This window comes from Methyloparacoccus sp. NF-16 (assembly GCF_056880625.1).
Map to the genome: position 1 here is coordinate 2129482 of NZ_CP174130.1, position 16619 is coordinate 2146100.

At 64.3% G+C, this 16619-nt stretch carries 13 protein-coding genes and 1 other RNA gene; 9 read left to right on the forward strand and 5 right to left on the reverse strand.

The genetic code is table 11. The annotated features are described in order from the left end of the window. Positions 1-25: 25 nt before the first annotated feature. Together ACH5N8_RS10105 and ACH5N8_RS10110 are read right to left on the reverse strand one after the other, a co-directional pair. Positions 26-415 carry a glycine zipper family protein gene (locus ACH5N8_RS10105; RefSeq protein ID WP_460026743.1) on the reverse strand — a complete coding sequence of 130 codons (390 nt, stop codon included), beginning with the start codon at positions 413-415 and terminating at the stop codon, positions 26-28. 184 nt (positions 416-599) lie between these two features. Continuing rightward, the gene (locus ACH5N8_RS10110; protein ID WP_483281207.1) at positions 600-1817 is read right to left on the reverse strand and encodes a UbiH/UbiF/VisC/COQ6 family ubiquinone biosynthesis hydroxylase; all 1218 of its coding nucleotides are present in this window, start codon (positions 1815-1817) and stop codon (positions 600-602) included. A gap of 304 nt (positions 1818-2121) precedes the next feature. Here ACH5N8_RS10110 and ACH5N8_RS10115 point away from each other — a divergent pair, with 304 nt between their 5' ends. Beyond that, positions 2122-2259, forward strand: a complete 138-nt coding sequence (locus tag ACH5N8_RS10115) for an entericidin A/B family lipoprotein (RefSeq protein ID WP_460026745.1) — start codon at positions 2122-2124, stop codon at positions 2257-2259. A 138-nt stretch (positions 2260-2397) separates the two neighbouring features. Here the strand turns inward: ACH5N8_RS10115 and ACH5N8_RS10120 are convergent, their stop codons facing one another. Further along, positions 2398-2802, reverse strand: a complete 405-nt coding sequence (locus ACH5N8_RS10120; protein WP_483281208.1) for a hypothetical protein — start codon at positions 2800-2802, stop codon at positions 2398-2400. Positions 2803-2948: 146 nt separating this feature from the next. On the opposite strand from ACH5N8_RS10120, the gene ACH5N8_RS10125 reads away from it, so the two are divergent. The 5 genes from ACH5N8_RS10125 to ACH5N8_RS10145 all read left to right on the forward strand — a co-directional run bounded on the left by ACH5N8_RS10125 (position 2949) and on the right by ACH5N8_RS10145 (position 10868). Further along, a complete protein-coding gene (locus ACH5N8_RS10125) occupies positions 2949-5645 on the forward strand; it encodes an MMPL family transporter (protein ID WP_483281209.1) in 2697 nt (898 codons plus the stop codon). Continuing rightward, entirely contained in the window at positions 5642-6496 is an 855-nt protein-coding gene (bstB, locus tag ACH5N8_RS10130) for a sterol transporter periplasmic substrate-binding protein BstB (RefSeq protein WP_483281210.1), read from the forward strand. The genes ACH5N8_RS10125 and bstB overlap by 4 nt, the downstream gene beginning before the upstream one ends. A gap of 3 nt (positions 6497-6499) precedes the next feature. Further along, the gene (locus ACH5N8_RS10135) at positions 6500-7294 is read left to right on the forward strand and encodes a tetratricopeptide repeat protein (protein WP_483281211.1); all 795 of its coding nucleotides are present in this window, start codon (positions 6500-6502) and stop codon (positions 7292-7294) included. Between the two features lie 34 nt (positions 7295-7328). Next, the gene (locus tag ACH5N8_RS10140) at positions 7329-9344 is read left to right on the forward strand and encodes a 2,3-oxidosqualene cyclase (RefSeq protein ID WP_483281212.1); all 2016 of its coding nucleotides are present in this window, start codon (positions 7329-7331) and stop codon (positions 9342-9344) included. Between the two features lie 135 nt (positions 9345-9479). Then, positions 9480-10868: an FAD-dependent oxidoreductase gene (locus ACH5N8_RS10145; protein ID WP_460026751.1), complete on the forward strand. Its 1389-nt coding sequence runs from the start codon at positions 9480-9482 to the stop codon at positions 10866-10868. A 109-nt stretch (positions 10869-10977) separates the two neighbouring features. On the opposite strand, the gene ACH5N8_RS10150 is transcribed toward ACH5N8_RS10145, so the two are convergent. Next, complete coding sequence (locus tag ACH5N8_RS10150; protein WP_483281213.1) at positions 10978-12570, reverse strand: cytochrome P450; 1593 nt, start codon at positions 12568-12570, stop codon at positions 10978-10980. Positions 12571-12789: 219 nt separating this feature from the next. On the opposite strand from ACH5N8_RS10150, the gene ssrA reads away from it, so the two are divergent. Beyond that, positions 12790-13144: a transfer-messenger RNA gene (gene ssrA / locus ACH5N8_RS10155) on the forward strand. 197 nt (positions 13145-13341) lie between these two features. On the opposite strand, the gene ACH5N8_RS10160 is transcribed toward ssrA, so the two are convergent. After that, positions 13342-14504 (reverse strand): IS3 family transposase gene (locus ACH5N8_RS10160; protein WP_483281214.1). Its coding sequence is split into 2 segments (ribosomal slippage): positions 13342-14237 and positions 14237-14504, totalling 1164 coding nucleotides; the frame shifts between segments, so codons are not numbered across the junction. A 549-nt stretch (positions 14505-15053) separates the two neighbouring features. On the opposite strand from ACH5N8_RS10160, the gene amoC reads away from it, so the two are divergent. Together amoC and ACH5N8_RS10170 are read left to right on the forward strand one after the other, a co-directional pair. Beyond that, positions 15054-15833, forward strand: a complete 780-nt coding sequence (gene amoC / locus ACH5N8_RS10165; RefSeq protein ID WP_483281215.1) for a bacterial ammonia monooxygenase, subunit AmoC — start codon at positions 15054-15056, stop codon at positions 15831-15833. A gap of 480 nt (positions 15834-16313) precedes the next feature. Next, complete coding sequence (locus tag ACH5N8_RS10170; protein WP_483281216.1) at positions 16314-16586, forward strand: hypothetical protein; 273 nt, start codon at positions 16314-16316, stop codon at positions 16584-16586. The last annotated feature ends 33 nt before the right edge of the window (positions 16587-16619 follow it).

Genomic DNA, 16619 nt, shown 5'->3' on the forward strand with positions numbered 1-16619 from the left:
GCCGCCAGTTCGCTGCCGATTCGGATCAGTTGATGACGTTGTGGCCGCGGTTGCGCATGCAGTTGATGAAGGCACGCTTGTAGGCCTCGTCGCCGCTGACACCCGTGTAAGTGCCGCCACCGAGCCCCCCCGCCGCCGCACCGATGGCGGCGCCGCCGCCGGGATTGCCGGCTACCGCGCCGATGGCGGCCCCTGTTGCCGCGCCGAGCAGACCACCGGCGACGGCACCCTTGGCCGTCTCGGTGCCGGGGGAACCGGCCTCCTTGGCCAGCATCTTGCACTCCTCCGTATCCTGGGGAATTCTTGCCGCATTGGGGTCGTTGTGGCTGTCCGTCACCGGCTGCCAGCCGGTGTAGGTCGCACAGCCCGCCGTCATCGCCAAAGCCAGCGTCAGAAAAGCGGTTTTGTTCAGCATTCGGTGTCTCCGGGTCGTTCAGGGTCTGTCGGGTTGAGAGCTTGCCGCCACGGGCGAGCCAGGCACGCCGCTGGAATCCGCGGTCATCGGCAAGCGACTGGGTTGCGTCCCCGGGCTAGCCGCGCCGATGGCGGATCGCAGGTAGCCGGGAGAGCCGGCGTTGCGGCTGCTGCGCGCGCCTGCATCAACCCAGCAGGGCCTCGCCCTGTGCCAGACGCGGCAGCGATCCATTCAGCCCCATAGCATAGCTCATGGCCAGTTTCTTCGCGGGCCTCAGCCGTTCGGCGAGGCCCAGGCCAAGGTTCCGGACCAGTCGCAACGGCAGGTGCCGGTTGCCGAAGGCCCGGTAAAAGCCGTCCATGACCGTCATCATCAGCAGATTGTTGCTGCGCCGCATGCGCTCATAACGGGCCAGCACCGCCTCGGATGCCCAGTCCTCCTGCTTGCGCTGGGCCGAGATCAGCACTTCCGCCAGTGCGGCGGCATCCAGCAAGCCGATGTTGACTCCCTGCCCGGCCAAGGGGTGGATCATGTGGGCCGCATCGCCGATCAGAGCGACGCCCGGCTTGATGTAGCGCAACGCATGCTGCCGACGCAGGGGAAAACTGCCGCGCGCGGTGATGGCCCGGATCTGGCCCAGGCACGGCGGGAAAGCGGCCAGCAGCTCGGCCAGCAGCTCGGCGTCGGGCAGACCCTTGAGGCGCTGGACCTCCTCCGGACGGTGATACCAGACCAGCGAGGCATGCGGGCCGCTCAGGGGCAGCAGCGCCTGCGGGCCAACCGGGGTGAAACGCTGCCAGGTGATGTCCTGTTGCGCGGCAGCGGTGTCGACGGTAAGCACCAGGGCGTGCTGCTCGTAATCCCAGCCGCTCACACCCATGCCGGCAGCCTGCCGGACCCGGGAAAAACCGCCATCGGCGGCGACCAGCAGGCGGGTCCTGAGCACACGTCCATCGTCCAGTTCCACCTCGGAGCCGTGCGGCTGATAGCGGATCGCCCGGGTCTTCACGGGCGACAGCAGGCTGACGTTGTCGAAGTCCCGCAGGCGATCCAGTACCGCGAGCTGGATCACGCGGTTCTCGACGATATGCCCCAGCACCGGCTCGTTGATTTCCTCGCTGCGGAACTCGACATCGCCGGCATCCTCCCAGACACGCATGCGGCGGTACGGACACAAGCGGCGCGATGCGATGCCATCCCAGGCACCGATTGTCCTGAGGATATTGGCGGAGGCGACACTGACCGCCGATACCCGGAGGTCATGCGGCTGTTCGGGCGAAAAGGGCCTGGGCGGCGCGTCCTCCAGCACGGCAACCCGCAGCCCGCTGCCGCCCAGCGCGCAGCCCAGCGTCCCGCCGACCATGCCACCCCCGACAATCAGGACATCGTAATCTTCGTTCATGCTTACCCCCGTTGCTCTGGGAAGGGATTATCCCGTATCGAGGAGGGAATGCCCAAGACACGACGTGTCCCGCGTGCGATGAACCGGGCGCTACGGGAATCCTGACCCTTCCGCCACCGCCGGATCAGGGTGGCAGGACAGGAGCAAGCGGCCGGCGCATGGCCCGGCAACCGCGCCATCCCGGCCGGACTCTTTCTCAATCGGCCAATGTTGGCTACCATCACGACGATTCCACCGGACGGCGATGCACCGTGCCCACACCGCCGCAACACGCCCGCCCCCCCCTACCGACAGGACTCGCACGATGAAATACGGCGCTTTGACCTTGATGCTGGCAACGAGCCTGCTCCTCTCCGGCTGCAACACCTGGAGCGGCTTCGGCCAAGACCTGCAGAAGGTCGGCCAGAAGGTTCAGCAGCAGGGCGACAAAGTCAAGCATTGAGATTCGCCGGTCATCCCGGCCTGCGCCCAGCCGACACGCCGGACCGGACCTGAATCCCGTTACCCCTCCGCCTGCCCGGACCGCGTCGCTGTCCGCTTCATCCCGGGCAGCGCGCCTTGCCGGCCGGCAAGGACAGGCTCAGACGGCGTTTTCGTCCTCGACCATGTTGGTCGCCACCAGTCCCGCGAAGGCGCAGAGAAAGCCGTTGATCATCAGCCAGAACGGCAGGGTCTCGAGACCGAAGAACTTCGCCCCCGTCACGATCGCCCACAGCATCGCCATCAAGGCCGTCAGCACCGTGCTGACGGCACCGACGATGCCGCCGTGAGCAAAACCATGGTGACCGGCCTTCCTGGCGGCGACAAAACCCGATACCAGGCATGTCGCCAATCCCAGCAGCTGGTTCAAACCATAGAGCAAACCCTGATAATCTCCCGTGGCGGCCCGCTCACCGATCAGCGCCGGCAGCAGGATCACGTGCACCACATAGAGCCCCAGAAAGATCGCGATACCCCAGATGAGGGCTTTGCCTTCGATGACCATGTGTTATCTCGATGTTTAACGGCGGTTGGCGACAATGGGCAGACATCGGACCAATAGGCCAATCCCATCCCCGGCCCGACCGTTGAAAATGCGCCTGCGGTTAGACGGGCCAGGGCTGAAAAATTCCTGATACCGGCATATCCCGCATGAAATCACTGATGTATCGCCAGGCCCGCTGGTGCGCCACGCACCCTGGCGGGGTGCTTCTGGTCGCCGCCCTCCTGTCATTGCTGGCGATCGTAGCGGCGGCGCGACTGCCCGTCCACACCTCCCGCCAGGCCCTGCTGCCCCAGGACACCGACGTCGCCCGACGCCTGAGCACTTTCCTGGGCAAGTTCGGCGCGGCCTCCGACCTGATGATCGCCATCGAGGGAGCCCCACGTGCCGAGCTCGAATCCTACGCCACGGAACTCGCCAGGCGGCTCAACCAGCAGCCGGAAATCGCCTACGCCACCGAGCGCCTGGATACCGATTTCTTCGCCCGCCACGCCTACCTGCTCGCCCCGCGCACCGCGCTGACCCGCCTCGAACAGGGGTTGTCACTGGCCGCCGACGCGCCATCGGTGCCGCTGGACAGCATGCTGGCGGCAGCCGGGGACACACTCGCGGCCGTGCCCTCCGGACCGGGCCTCGACTTGCAGCGGATGACCACCACCATCCGCGCCGCCGATGCCCTGCTGGCCGAATGGCAGCGCTGGCTGGGCGCATCGCAGCCAGCCGACACCGTGGACTGGAGCGGCCTGCTGTCGGCGGTCGGCGCCAGGGAGCTAGGCAACGGCTACTTCGCCTCGCACAACGGGCAAATGCTGGTGGTCTTCGTCCATCCGCGGGATGCCTCGGAAGCCTTCGAGACGCTGCAGCCCTTCAACGAGCGGGTCCGCAGCGTGGCCGGGGGGCTTGCCCGCGAGTACCAGGCCAGCGGACGACCCGCGCCCTCATTCGTCCTGACCGGCATGCCGGCGATCGAGTACGAGGAGTATCTCGACATCGGGCGGGACATCAAGCTGGTCATCTGGACGGCGGCGGGCCTGATCGCCGCGCTGATCCTCCTGGTGGTGCGGAGCATCCGCTGGGCACTGGCCATCTTCATTCCCATGGGTCTGGGCGCGCTGTGGAGCCTGGCGCTGGCCCTGCTAACCGTCGGCCACCTGAGCATCATCACGTCCAGCTTCCTGGCGATCCTGTTTGGACTGGGTGCGGACTACGGCATTTTCACCTCCTCGCAGATCGCCGAAGCCCGCCGTGCCGGCAAGCCCCTGATCGAGGCCATCGGCACGGGAATCGCCGGCTCCTTCTCCGCCGTCATGACGGCGGGCGGCGCTTCGCTGCTGATATTCGGTGCGCTGGCCACCGTCGAGTTCCCGGGCTTCGCCGAGCTGGGCCGGGTCGCGGCAGGCGGGGTACTGCTGATCCTGCTTGGTACCTGGCTGGTTCAGCCTGCCGTCTATGCCCTGTTCCCGCCCCGCCTGGCGGTGCCCCCCACGCCGGCCGGCCCCCGGCCAAGGCCCGGCCGCCGCGGTGCCTTCGCCCGTTCGCTGGCCTGGCTCTGGGTGGGACTTGCGCTGGCAACCGCCTGGATCGGCATCCGGGCCGGCCTGGCCATTCCCTTCGACTACGACGTGCTGTCGCTGCTGCCGGCCGATTCCACCGCCGCCCAGTACCAGCGGCGCATGGCCAGCGAAACCGACTATCAGTCCGAGGTCATCATCTTCACCGCCAGCAACCTGGACGACATGCGCCGGATCACCGCCGGCGCCAGCGCGCTGCCGACGATCGCCCGCGTGCAGTCGATCACGCAGCTGTTCCCGGAAGACGCGACGGAACGCGTCGTCAGCGCCAAGACCATCGGCCGGGCAGCGCAAGCGCCCGGCCTGCAGCGGCAGTTGGATCTCCTCGACCGGCAGGGCCTGGACGAGCCGACCTTCAGCCGCCTGCGCACGGTGCTGGAAAAGGCCCAGACCAGGATCGAGGAAGGCCAGGAACAGGCCTTCTCGGCCGGCCATGAGACGCTGGTGCACGAGCTCGAATCGCTGCGCACGCGGCTGGAATCCCTGCGCGCCAGTCTCGCGGCCAACCCCGCGCAGGCCCGCGACCGATCCGAACGCTTCCTGCGCGCCCTGGTGGGCGAGGCCCGGCGCGGTCGCGAGCAGCTTGCCGGCTGGGATTCGGCCCGGGCGCTGTCACCCGGCGATTTGCCGCCCAACCTGCGGGATCGCTTCGTGGCGCCGGACGGCACCCTGGCCGCCTACGCCTTCCCCGCCGAGAGCGTCTACGACTGGGATTATCTGGAGCGCCTGGTTCGCGAGGTGTACGCCGTCTCGCCCGAGGCCACCGGCTTTCCGACCACCCATGAGGCCTTCTCCAGGGCCGTGGTCGAGAGCTTCGGCCAGGGAACCCTGCTGGCCATCGCCGTCTGCCTGGCCTGGCTGCTGCTGATCCTGCGCAGCCTGCGCGGCTTCGTGCTGGCCTCCCTGCCCCTGGTCATCGGCGGCGGCTGGATGCTCGGACTGATGGCGCTGCTGGGCCTTCGCTACAATTACGCCAACATCATCGCCCTGCCGCTGGTGATCGCGCTGGCGGTCGATTACGGCGTCTGGTTCAGCCACCGCTGGCGGGCGCTCCGGCAAGCCGGCCCCCTGGCCGTGACCCTGGATGCCGGCAACGTCATCGCGCTGGCCGCCGGCACCGAACTCGCCGGTCTCGGCGCCATCACCCTGGCCAGCTACCGCGGCGTATCGGGCCTGGGTATGGACATCACGCTCGGACTGCTATCCTGTCTGGCGGCAACCCTCCTGGTGGCGCCGGCCATCGGGCAATTGATCGATCCGACCGGAAAACCGTGAACAGCACATTGATATCCTCTCTCCGCCTGCTGGCCGCCGGGCTGGCGCTGGCAATCGCGACATCCGCCGCTCTGTCGGCGCCTGCCCCCATCCTGGTCTGCTACCCCGGTGGTCCGGTCAGCGAAGCGGAAGCCAATACCGCCATGGCATCGATGCTGCGGGTCGTGGAGCGTATCGGCCAATGGCCGGCCAACAGCTTCACCAGCAGCTTCACGACGGCAGCGGACACCTGCCGCAGTCAGCTGGATCAGCTGAAGCCGGCCTTTGCCATCACCTCGCTGGGGCTTTTCCTGGAACAGCGCGACGCCCACCATCTGGTTCCCGTGGCCCAGCCACGCATGAAGGGCGCGACCTCGGAGCGCTACCGCCTGCTGGTGCAGAAGGGCAAATATGGCCGCCTCGACGAGCTCAAGGGCAAGGCCATCGGCGGCACGGTGCTGGAGGAACCCGACTTCCTCCAGCGGATCGTTTTCGCCGGCAAGCTCGATCCCCGCTCGGCCTTCGAACTCAAGCCATCGCGCCAGGCCATCCGGGCGCTGCGTGCCCTGGACAAGGGTGAACTGGATGCGGTGCTGGTAAACGGCCAGCAGTTCGCGGCCCTCGGCTCGCTGCCGCTGCAGAATCCCATGGAAGCCATCTACACCTCCGGCGACATCCCGCTCATGGGCATGGTCGCCGATAGCCAGGCCAGCTCCGCCAGCGAGCGCGAGCGCTTCGCCCGCGCCCTGCAAGGGATGTGTGGAGACAGCGAGGGCAAGAAACTGTGCGAGCTGTTCGGCATCGAGGCCTTCGTCCCGGCCAGCCCCGGCGCGATCGAGCCGATGATCACCCTATGGAAACAGGAAAGATAGGTCGTGCGATCGCTCCCCATCAGCCTGCTCGCCGCAGCACTCCTCATCGGCGGCTGCGCCAGCCTGCCGGATCAATGGGTACGCTTCCCGGGACTTTCGGACTGCCCGGAGACATCGCCGCCGAGCCTGCTCGCGAATGGCGACCGGTTCGGACCCGGCAGCTCGACCCACAGCCTGCAGTGCGCCCTCAGCGTTGCGCGTAACAGCAACGCGCCGGAGGTGCAGCGCTCCGCCCTGCCAAGCCGGCTGGCCCTGCATCTGGCGGAGCGCGAGCCGGACAGCGCCCGCAAGGAGGCGCTGGCCCGTGAAGGCGTGCAGTGGGCGGAGCAGGCGCTCCGTCAGGGCGCCGAACGGGATGGCGCGGTTCATTACTATCTGGCGGCCAACCTCGGCCTGGCGGTCCACCAGCACCCCCTGCAGGCCGCCGACAGCGTCTCCCGGCTGGAGCAGGAACTGCAGACGGCCGTCCGCCTCTCTCCGGGTGTCGACGATGGCGGCCCCCTGCGGCTGCTGGGCATGCTGTATCTGAAGGCACCTTCCTGGCCGACGGGCATCGGCGATGGAGACAAGGCGCTGGGGTGGTTGCAGAAGGCGGTCGACCAATACCCGCAGCATCCACTCAACCACCTGTTCCATGCCGAGGCGCTGTGGGAGGTCGACGAGAAAGGTGACGCGGCCAGGTCCGCGCTGGAAGAAGGACTCAGGCAGCTGCGCTCAGGGCCGTGGGGTTACAACAAGACCATCTGGGGCAAGGAGTTCTCGCAAGTCGCGCAGGAACTGGACACCCCGCTGCGCTGACTCCTGCCACAAACATCCCCGCCATCGACATATCGTGAGCACGCAACCGAACACCCCCATCCTGGCCGAAGCGGCCACCCGCAAGGCCGTCGGCTACCTGTTGGGGCTCCAGAAGGAAAGCGGCGACTGGGAAGGCGAAATGGTCTGGTGCACCATGATCCTCGCCCAGGCGGTGATCGTCCGCACGCTCGTTGGCCGCCCCTATCACGAGGCGGAACGCCAGCAGATCATCCGGCATTTCGCGGTCAATCAGGCCGACGACGGCTCCTGGGGCATGCACCCCGAGTCGCCCGGTTATGTCTTCTTCACCACGCTGGCGTACATCGCCCTGAGATTGCTGGACGTGCCGGCCAGCGACCCCCGGCTGGCCCGTGCCCGGGCCTGGCTGCACCGGCAACCGGGTGGCGTGAAGGGGATTCCGACCTGGGGCAAGTTCTGGCTGGCCATGCTGGGCCTCTACGAATACACCGGGCTCAACGCCATTCCGCCGGAGCTGTTCCTGCTCCCGCGATGGCTACCCTTCCACCCCAGCCGGTTCTATTGTCATACACGACTCATCTACCTTGGCCTGGCCTACCTTGCCGGCCGCCGCTACCGGGCCGATCTGCCGCCGGCGCTGATCGAGGAGTTGCGGAAAGAACTCTACGACGAGCCCTATGACACCATCGACTTCGCCGGCCTGCGCCACACCCTGGCGCCGGGCGATGTCCATGTCCCGATCAGCCCCCTGCTGCGGCGCATCTATGATCTGCTGGCGCTGTTCGAACGCTGGCACAGCCCGCGGCTGAGAGAAAAAGCCTTGGCGGCCTGTTTCGACCGCATCCTCTATGAGCAGCGCAGCACCCGATATCAGGGCATTTCTCCGGTGAACAGCCTGCTCAATACCCTGGCCATCTTCGTCGAGGACCCCCGGCATCCCGACCTGGAACCCAGCCTGGCGGGCGTCGAGGCGTGGCGCTGGGAAGACCCGGCGGAGGGTCTGCGCTATGTCGGCGCCCGCTCGAACACCTGGGACACCGGCTTTGTCCTGCAGGCGCTGGCCAATCTCCGGCAGACCGATGACGACACCCGCACGGCGGTCGGCAAGGCGCTGCGCTTCCTCGAACGCGCCCAGCTGACGGAGGAGCTGCCCAACCCCGCCGACCACTGGCGGGATCCCGCGCTGGGTGGCTGGTGTTTTTCCGACGGCCAGCACCGCTGGCCGGTCAGCGACTGTACCGCCGAGGCCGTCTGCGGCATTCTCGCCGCCGCCGAACACCCTGAACTGCGAGCCATACCCACGCTGGATGTCGAGCGCCTGACGCAGGCCATCCGCTTCATCCTGTCCCGGCAGAATGCCGACGGCGGCTTCGGCACCTACGAGCGCCGCCGGGCCGGCAAGCTCATGGAGCTGGTCAACCCGTCCGAGATGTTCGGACAATGCATGACCGAACTCTCCTATCTCGAATGCACGGCCTCCTCCCTCGCCGCGCTCTGCCACTATCGCCGGCATTACCCCGACTTCCCCGGCGGCGAGATCGACCGTGCGATCCCGCGGGCCATCGCGCTGCTGCGCAAGGGCCAGCTGCCGGACGGCGCCTGGCCGGGGTTCTGGGGCATCAACTACACCTATGCGATCTTCCATGTGGCAAAAGGTCTGCGCCTGGCCGGCATGCCGGCCACCGACCCTGCCCTGGTCCGGGCTGCCGCCTGGCTGAAGGACAAGCAGCGCCCCGATGGCGGCTGGAGCGAGCATTACAGCAGCTGTCTCGATGGCCAGTACCGGGAACATCCGGAAACCCAGGTGGTCATGTCCAGCTGGGCGATCCTGGCCCTGCTGGAAATCCTGCCGCCTCAGGACAGCACCATCGAGCGTGGCATCTTGTGGCTTATGCAACAACAGCAGGCGGACGGAGGCTGGCGACAGCAAGCCGTGAATGGGGTTTTCTTCGGCGCGGCGATGCTCGACTACCGCCTTTACCATACTTATTTTCCGGTTTGGGCCCTGACACGATATACTTGTGCTGTAAATACACGACAAAGTTGCCCACAAGCCACAGCTGTTGCATGATGATCCCGGATAGTCTGGCCAGTGGCTCATCCACAAGCCCATGCGGCACGCAATGGACGCGTTGCCGGGCTCGCCCAACAATCTTCCGCCAGACCTGCCAAGCCTGAACTTATGACGGGTAATTCCGAGTTGACGATGGAAACACACGCGATGAATCATCTGGACACCGACGTCCTTATCGCCGGGGGCGGCGTGGCTGGTGCTGCCGCTGCCGCGGCCCTCTCGCCACTGGGCTTGCGCATACTGATCGTCGAACCCAAGCTCTCCCATGGCCGGCGCCTGGCCGGCGAGTTGATTCACCCGCCCGGCATCGATGCGCTCAAGCAGCTGGGCCTGCTCGAGAACGATGCCAATATCGGCGCCGATATCGGTGGGTTCGCCATCTTCCCCTACCAGCCGGATCACGAAGTCCAGGAGTCGGAATCGGTCATCCTGCCCTACAGCGAAGTGGATGGCCTGACCCATGGCGGTATGGCCATCGAACACCAGGCCCTGAAAAACCATCTGCTGGAGAAGGTGAAGCACTTTTCCGGCGTCGATGTCTGGCTCGGGGGGCGGGTTTCCTCGATCGAGCAGAACGAAGGCGAGGACGATTATGCCGCCATCGTCACCACCGATACCGGGACAACCCGCATCCGGGCGCGACTCATCATCGGTGCCGACGGACCGATGTCGCAGGTACGGAAGCTGACCGGCATTCCACACGAGACACATCGCTACTCGGGCATGATGGGCGTCGAAGTGGACGACACCCACCTGCCCAATCCCGGCTATGGAAACATCTTCCTGAATCCGCTGGGCATCTCCTATGCCTACAGCGTCAGCACAGGCCGTGCCCGGGTGATGTTCGAGATCCTGCGCGGGGATAATTCCAAGGAATCCATCCGCGAGCATCTCAAGTTTTTCCCGGCGGCCTTCCGCGAGGACATCGAGGCAGCCATGGCCCAGGACAAGCCGATGGCCGCCGCCAACTACCGCATCGTGCCGCAGAGCAGCGTCAAGGCCAACATCGCGCTGCTGGGTGACGCCCGCGGCTGCTGCCATCCGCTGACGGCATCGGGGATTACCACGGCGGTCAAGGATGCCCTGAGCCTGCGGGACGCCCTGGTCGAGACCCGCTTCAACGTTCCGAAAGCCCTGCGCCGTTACGCCATCGCGGCGGGGCGGGTACAGCTGACCCGCCGTACCCTCTCGGAAGAGCTGCGCGAAGCCTTCCTGTCGCATACGGCGGAAGCGGAACTGCTCAACCAGTGCATCTTTTCCTACTGGCGCAGCTGCCCCAAGGGACGCGCGCACTCGCTGGCGCTGCTGTCCACCCAGGACAGCAGCATCGTCTCGATGGGCGCTCAGTTTGCCCTGGTCGTGATGCAGGCCTTCCGCCTGTTTCCGGAGCGGATCAGGAGCGGCCAGACCAGCCTATGGCTGCGCTCGATGGCAAAGCTGGCCCTCAAGGGCATGAACATCCAGCAGAACGCCTTTCGTCATTGGTTGCGGGAACAGCATGCCCTTGGCCTTGGCAGGTGATGGCGAGGTCCGCGTGGATTGCGCCTGAGGGCGCGTCCTGCGGCGAATCCCGCTCACGCCCGCAGCCGGAACCCGTGCTCGCCCGGCACGGGAAAGACCCGACCAGGCCTCATTCAACATCAATGCGTATCGCCTGAGTCGGGCAATACTTCGCCGCGGCCCTGGCCTTCTCCAACTCGGCTTCCGGGGGATGATCGTTGAGGATGGTCAGGTGCCCTTCCTCGTCCACATGGAAGAGTCCGGGGGCTTCGCCCATGCAGGCGGCGTGTCCCTTGCACAGATCCCGGTCGAGCCGGATCCGGAAATGCCCCGCTGATGCCATGGCGATCCCCTCGTCACCAGTCCGAGCGGCCTCTGCTGCCGTGCTGGCCGACCGGCGGCGGCGATAGCGGATGCGGCAGGGCGACCCGGGCTCGACCACCATCTTAGTGTAATCGTCCCGATAGCTGTCGGGCGCGTCCACCAATTCGAATTCGTAGCGCCGCAGCAGGATGCAGAAAATCGCCTTGATCTGGAACAGGGCGAAGGCATTCCCCGAGCATTTGTGCCGCCCGCCCCCGAAGGCCTGCCACGCATACAGGTTCCTGTCCTCGGCGCGCTCGGGCAAATAGCGGTCGGGATCGAACTGTTCCGGGTTGGGAAACAGCGCGTCGATGCGATGGGTGACCGCCGGTGCCGCACAGACAAACTTGCCGGCCTTGATCAGGTAATCGCCGACCGTGAAATCCTGCAACACCTTGCGCATCAGAATGATCAGCGGTGGATGCAGGCGCAGCACCTCCTTCAGCACGCTCTCCAGCTTGGGGACTTGCCGCAGCGACTCGAAGGTCACCTTGCCATCCTCGCCGAACAGGGCATCCAGCTCCGCTACCACTGCCTGCATCCAAGACGGATGCCGCAGCAATTCGATCAGAACCCAGGCCGTCGTGCCGGAGCTGGTGTGGTGGCCGGCAAAGATCGTGGCAATCAGCATGCCGGTAATCTCGTGTGGCGTCAGCTTGCTGCCATCCTCGTAGGTAGCATCGATCAGCGTCTGGAAGACGTTCGGGCTGTCGGAACGCGCCTTGGCCCGTCGCGCCATGATTTCGGTGACCAGCACCTGCAAGCGGGCGCGAGCCTTGTCGCGGCGCCGAAAGACCGGTAGCGGCAGGTTCGGGAACACATAGGCGATCGGCTGGATCCCCTGCTCCAGATCGTGATAGATCTCGGCAAAAACCTTGTTCAGCTCGAAGCGGAATTCCGGCCCCAGCAGGCAATGACTGGACGTGTAGATGGTCAACTCCTTGGTGAACGCCAGGAGATCGATCTCACCGGCCTCGCCCCAGCCCGCAATCAGGTTCTCGACCTCCTCGACGATCAGATCCGCATAGGTACGCATCGGCTTGTCCCGCAGCGCCGGCATCAACATTTGCAGCTGCTGGTTCTTCTTGCGGATCGGTGCATCGAACACCACGCCCTGGCCGAAGATCGGCGTCATGATCTTGTAGGCCGCCCCTTGGTCCAACTGCTCGTCAGGCGCGCGGTAGAAAGCCTCGCTGGCCTTGTCGCCGGTCAACAAGACCATGTCCTGATGGAACATCTTGAACTCGGCCACGTCGCCCAGCTGCTCGCGCAGGCTCATCATGAACAGGTGCGGGTTCTTGCCGAAGGCGAGGATATGTCCGAGCAGCGGCAACGCGCCCTGCAAACGGGGCGGTGCCATCAGGCCGGAACGACGGATGGGGGAATCAGAGCTCATGAGAGGTGAGGAATGGCGGGGAAGGAATCGACAAACTAAGTTGCGGGGGATGATAGCCCAAGCCGGGGCGCGGACACGAGCAGGGGGCGGCGCCGCACAGCCGCGATGCCCCTTGAAAAGACAAACGCCCATCCCCACCTTGCAAGCTCATGAGAAGAGCCTATACTTGGTCCTTTCCACACCGGGGGTGACATGGCTTCGACGTGGATCGCAAAACCCAAGGTGCATGCCGAGGTGCAGTTCCCCTCGTAAAACCAGCTGCAACCAATATAGTTGCCAACGACGACAACTACGCTCTAGCTGCTTAAGCCAGCTAGTGTCTGACCAGGGCCTGCTTATGGACGCTGTCTCAGGCATAACCCAAGCATAAGCTCGCGAGGAGGCAAGTCCGGGGCCAAATCGCTAAAACTTACGGAATCGCTGATCGTCTTCCCTGCCAGTCGGGCAACGGTCAGTTAAATTCAATGACATGGATAAGCATGTAGAGCCGAAGGCGGAGGATTCGCGGACGCGGGTTCAATCCCCGCCACCTCCACCACATCTTGTGGACTTCCTTTTATTTTCAAATAGATAGGAAGTCCACATCCCAACTGAAGTCACAGTGCGTTACACACGTGTGTTACAACAAGTGACTTCAGCCCCCTCCTATGTGACGACCAACCGGCTCGGAATTTTTTACTTCCAGTACCGGGTACCCACACACTTTGATCTGGCAAGACTTTTCCGGACACAAAATCAGGCAGCTTTTCGGTGCAGTTGCTCGAACTCGACGGGAGTTCGATAACCGAGTGTCGAATGCTTGCGCTGCCGGTTATAAAACACTTCGATGTACTCGAAGATCTCTTGCTTGGCCTGCTCTCGGGTCTCGAAACGGCGGTGATGGATCAGCTCCGTTTTGAGGGTATGGAAGAAGCTCTCGGCCGGTGCGTTGTCCCAGCAGTTGCCCTTGCGGCTCATGCTGCAGACGTAGCCCTGGTCCTTCAGCAGCGCCTGGAAGCGGCCTGAGGCGTACTGGCTGCCGCGATCCGAATGCACCAGCAGGCCCTTACCGGGCCGGCGGCTCCAGTGGGCCATCTGCAAGGCATCGACGACCCGTTCGGCGGTCATCCAGGCCGACATGGCCCACCCCACCACCTGGCGTGAGTACAAGTCCAGAAACACCGCCAGATACAGCCAGCCCTCGCGGGTCGCCACATAGGTGATGTCGCCGACGTAGACGCGATCCGGTCCGGCCACCTGAAATTGCCGATCCAGACGGTTGGGCGCCACCGGCAGGGTGTGGTTCGAGTTCGTGGTCGCCCGAAACCGCCGCCGGGTCTTGCAGCGCAGCCCTTCCCGGCGCATCAGACGGCTGATCCGGGCACGGCTGACCCGCTGTCCCTGCGGGTCCAAGTCGTCCTGGATACGCCGTGTTCCGTAGGTTTGGCGACTGCCCTCGAAGACCTGCTTGAGGTCCTCTGTCAGTTGCCGATCGGCTTGCTTGCGAGCGCTCTCAGGCCGGCTCAGCCATTCATGGAACCCGCTCCGGGAAACCTCGAAAATCCGGCACATCCGGCTCACCGAGAACATCGTTTGATGCGCTTGGATAAAGGCGTACTTCACGTGGCCTGCTTCGCGAAGTACGCCGCCGCTTTTTTTAGGATGTCGCGCTCCTCTTTCAGGATCGACACCTCTCGACGCAGCCGCTTCAGTTCCTCGTAAAGGTGCTCGGAGTTCACCGACTCCTGATCCGGCTGAGGCTTCCCGTGATACTGCCGAACCCAACCGTACAACGTGTCTTTGCTGACCCCCAACTCCCGGGCGGTCTGCGCCAGCGGGCGCTTCGACTCCACCGCCAACTTCACCGCCGATTCCTTGAATTCAGCGGTGTAACTTTTTGCCTGCTTTCTCTCGTTCATTTCAACACACGACCTCGACTTCTCTTATGATCTCACTTGAGGTTGTGCGTCCGGGATAGTCTAGCCAGGTCAGGGTGACGGTGCTGAAGCTGACGCGGTGGCGGTCGAACACATCCACCATTCGCGCGAAATCGGTCAGCGATCGCGTTAGACGGTCGATCTTTTAGACTGAACCGCCCCGGGTTTGAACCGCCTGGCGGTGCCGCATGACGGGACCATTCTGGCGCGGGGCACACGGCATGAGAGGGGATGAAGGCGCGGCGGACACCGGGCGAACGCCAACAGCCGAGGGCTAAGCCTGGCGCCGATGCCCCCCCTTGAAATCGGATGCGACTGTGCCGAGCCCCCGTAAACTAGCGACACGATAATTTTTGTAAAACCAAGACAAATTTGACTCGACACATACGTTGGCGCGCTGCTAGACTTCGCCCACCCTAAGGATCGGGTGCAGCCAGACAGCCCGGACGGGCAATGGGTTGGTTGTCAGGGATGACGCAAAGGGTGCGGTACCGCACTGTAACTCAACACACCAAAAAAGAGGTAAGCAACATGGCAGCAACAACTGCGAGCGGTGTAGGCGCGGCTGAACGCCCGCTGCTGGACACCAAATGGGTCGTATTTGCATTCAGCATCTACTTCGTTTTCTACATGTGGGTACGCTGGTATGAAGGCGTGTATGGCTGGTCCGCTGGCCTGGACTCCTTCGCACCGGAGTTCGAGACCTACTGGATGAACTTCCTGTACACCGAAATCGTACTGGAAGTGGTCACCGCCTCCATCCTGTGGGGCTATCTGTGGAAGACCCGCGACCGCAACCTGGCCGCGATCGAGCCGCGTGAAGAACTGCGTCGCAACATGACCCACCTGATCTGGCTGTTCGCCTATGCGAATGCCATCTACTGGGGTGCCTCGTACTTCACCGAGCAGGACGGCACCTGGCACCAGACGATCGTGCGCGACACCGACTTCACCCCGTCGCACATCATCGAGTTCTACCTGAGCTACCCGATCTACATCATCACCGGCTTTGGCTCGTTCATCTACGCCAAGACCCGCCTGCCCTTCTTCTCCGAAGGTCTGTCGCTGCCGTACCTGGTGGTGGTTGTCGGTCCGTTCATGATTCTGCCGAACGTCGGCCTGAACGAGTGGGGTCACACCTTCTGGTTCATGGAAGAGCTGTTCGTCGCCCCGCTGCACTACGGCTTCGTCTTCTTCGGCTGGCTGGCGCTGGCCATCGCAGGCGTCCTGCTGCAGGTCTTCGCCAGCATCGGCAACCTGATCGGCAACCTGGTCTGTGAAGCCGTTGACCAGGGTCTGATCGCCAAGTAAACGAAGCGACCAAGGTCAAGCCCAAGGTAATCCCTGGGCAAAACCCGGAAACCCTCGCCGACCCCGGCGGGGGTTTCTGCTGTCTGCGGCTTTCCAGAAAAGGGCGCCTCTCTGCCCCCAACCTGTTGACTGCCAACGTTTCAGCCGCCGCCAGGCGGGACAGTCAGCGCCTTGCCCGAGCAGGCCGATATCCGAACCAGCATGCGGCACGAGATTGACCGCGCAAGATGAAACGCATGCACACAACCGGGAGCATGCCCGCGGGAATGTCGGGGATTGCCTGCCGTAACCACGAGCGCATGTGCCACACCTGTTTCAGCCATCCCATTTGAGACAATTTTGAGACAATACGAACGGCATACGGCAGCATCCCCATGACTGTCCTCATGGCACCGCCTTGAATTACAAGATTTTTTCTTCGCCTGGCCTGTTTCCTGCGTGAAAGAGGGACACATGACTTCCGCAAACCAGGAGAACGACATGAACATCCGACACCCTGTCTGCCGTATCTATCTAGCCCCACATTTCCTGCTCTGGGTCGCCCTGGAGCAGGCGGTGCTGTTGTGGCTGGGTCAGGACCTCGAAATCGCGAGTGTCCGCTTCACGCTGGTGGAAGCGAGCATCTTCCTTTGGTTTTCCGCCGCCACGGCTCGCATATTGATGGATACGAGAGACCACCCACCGGTACCGGCCCTGGAGGCCGTTTCTGGCACCCATGTCATGGCCATGAGGCGGGCGACAACCCAAGCATAGCCGGGATGGCTCCGGACGGGCCGGCGTCCATCC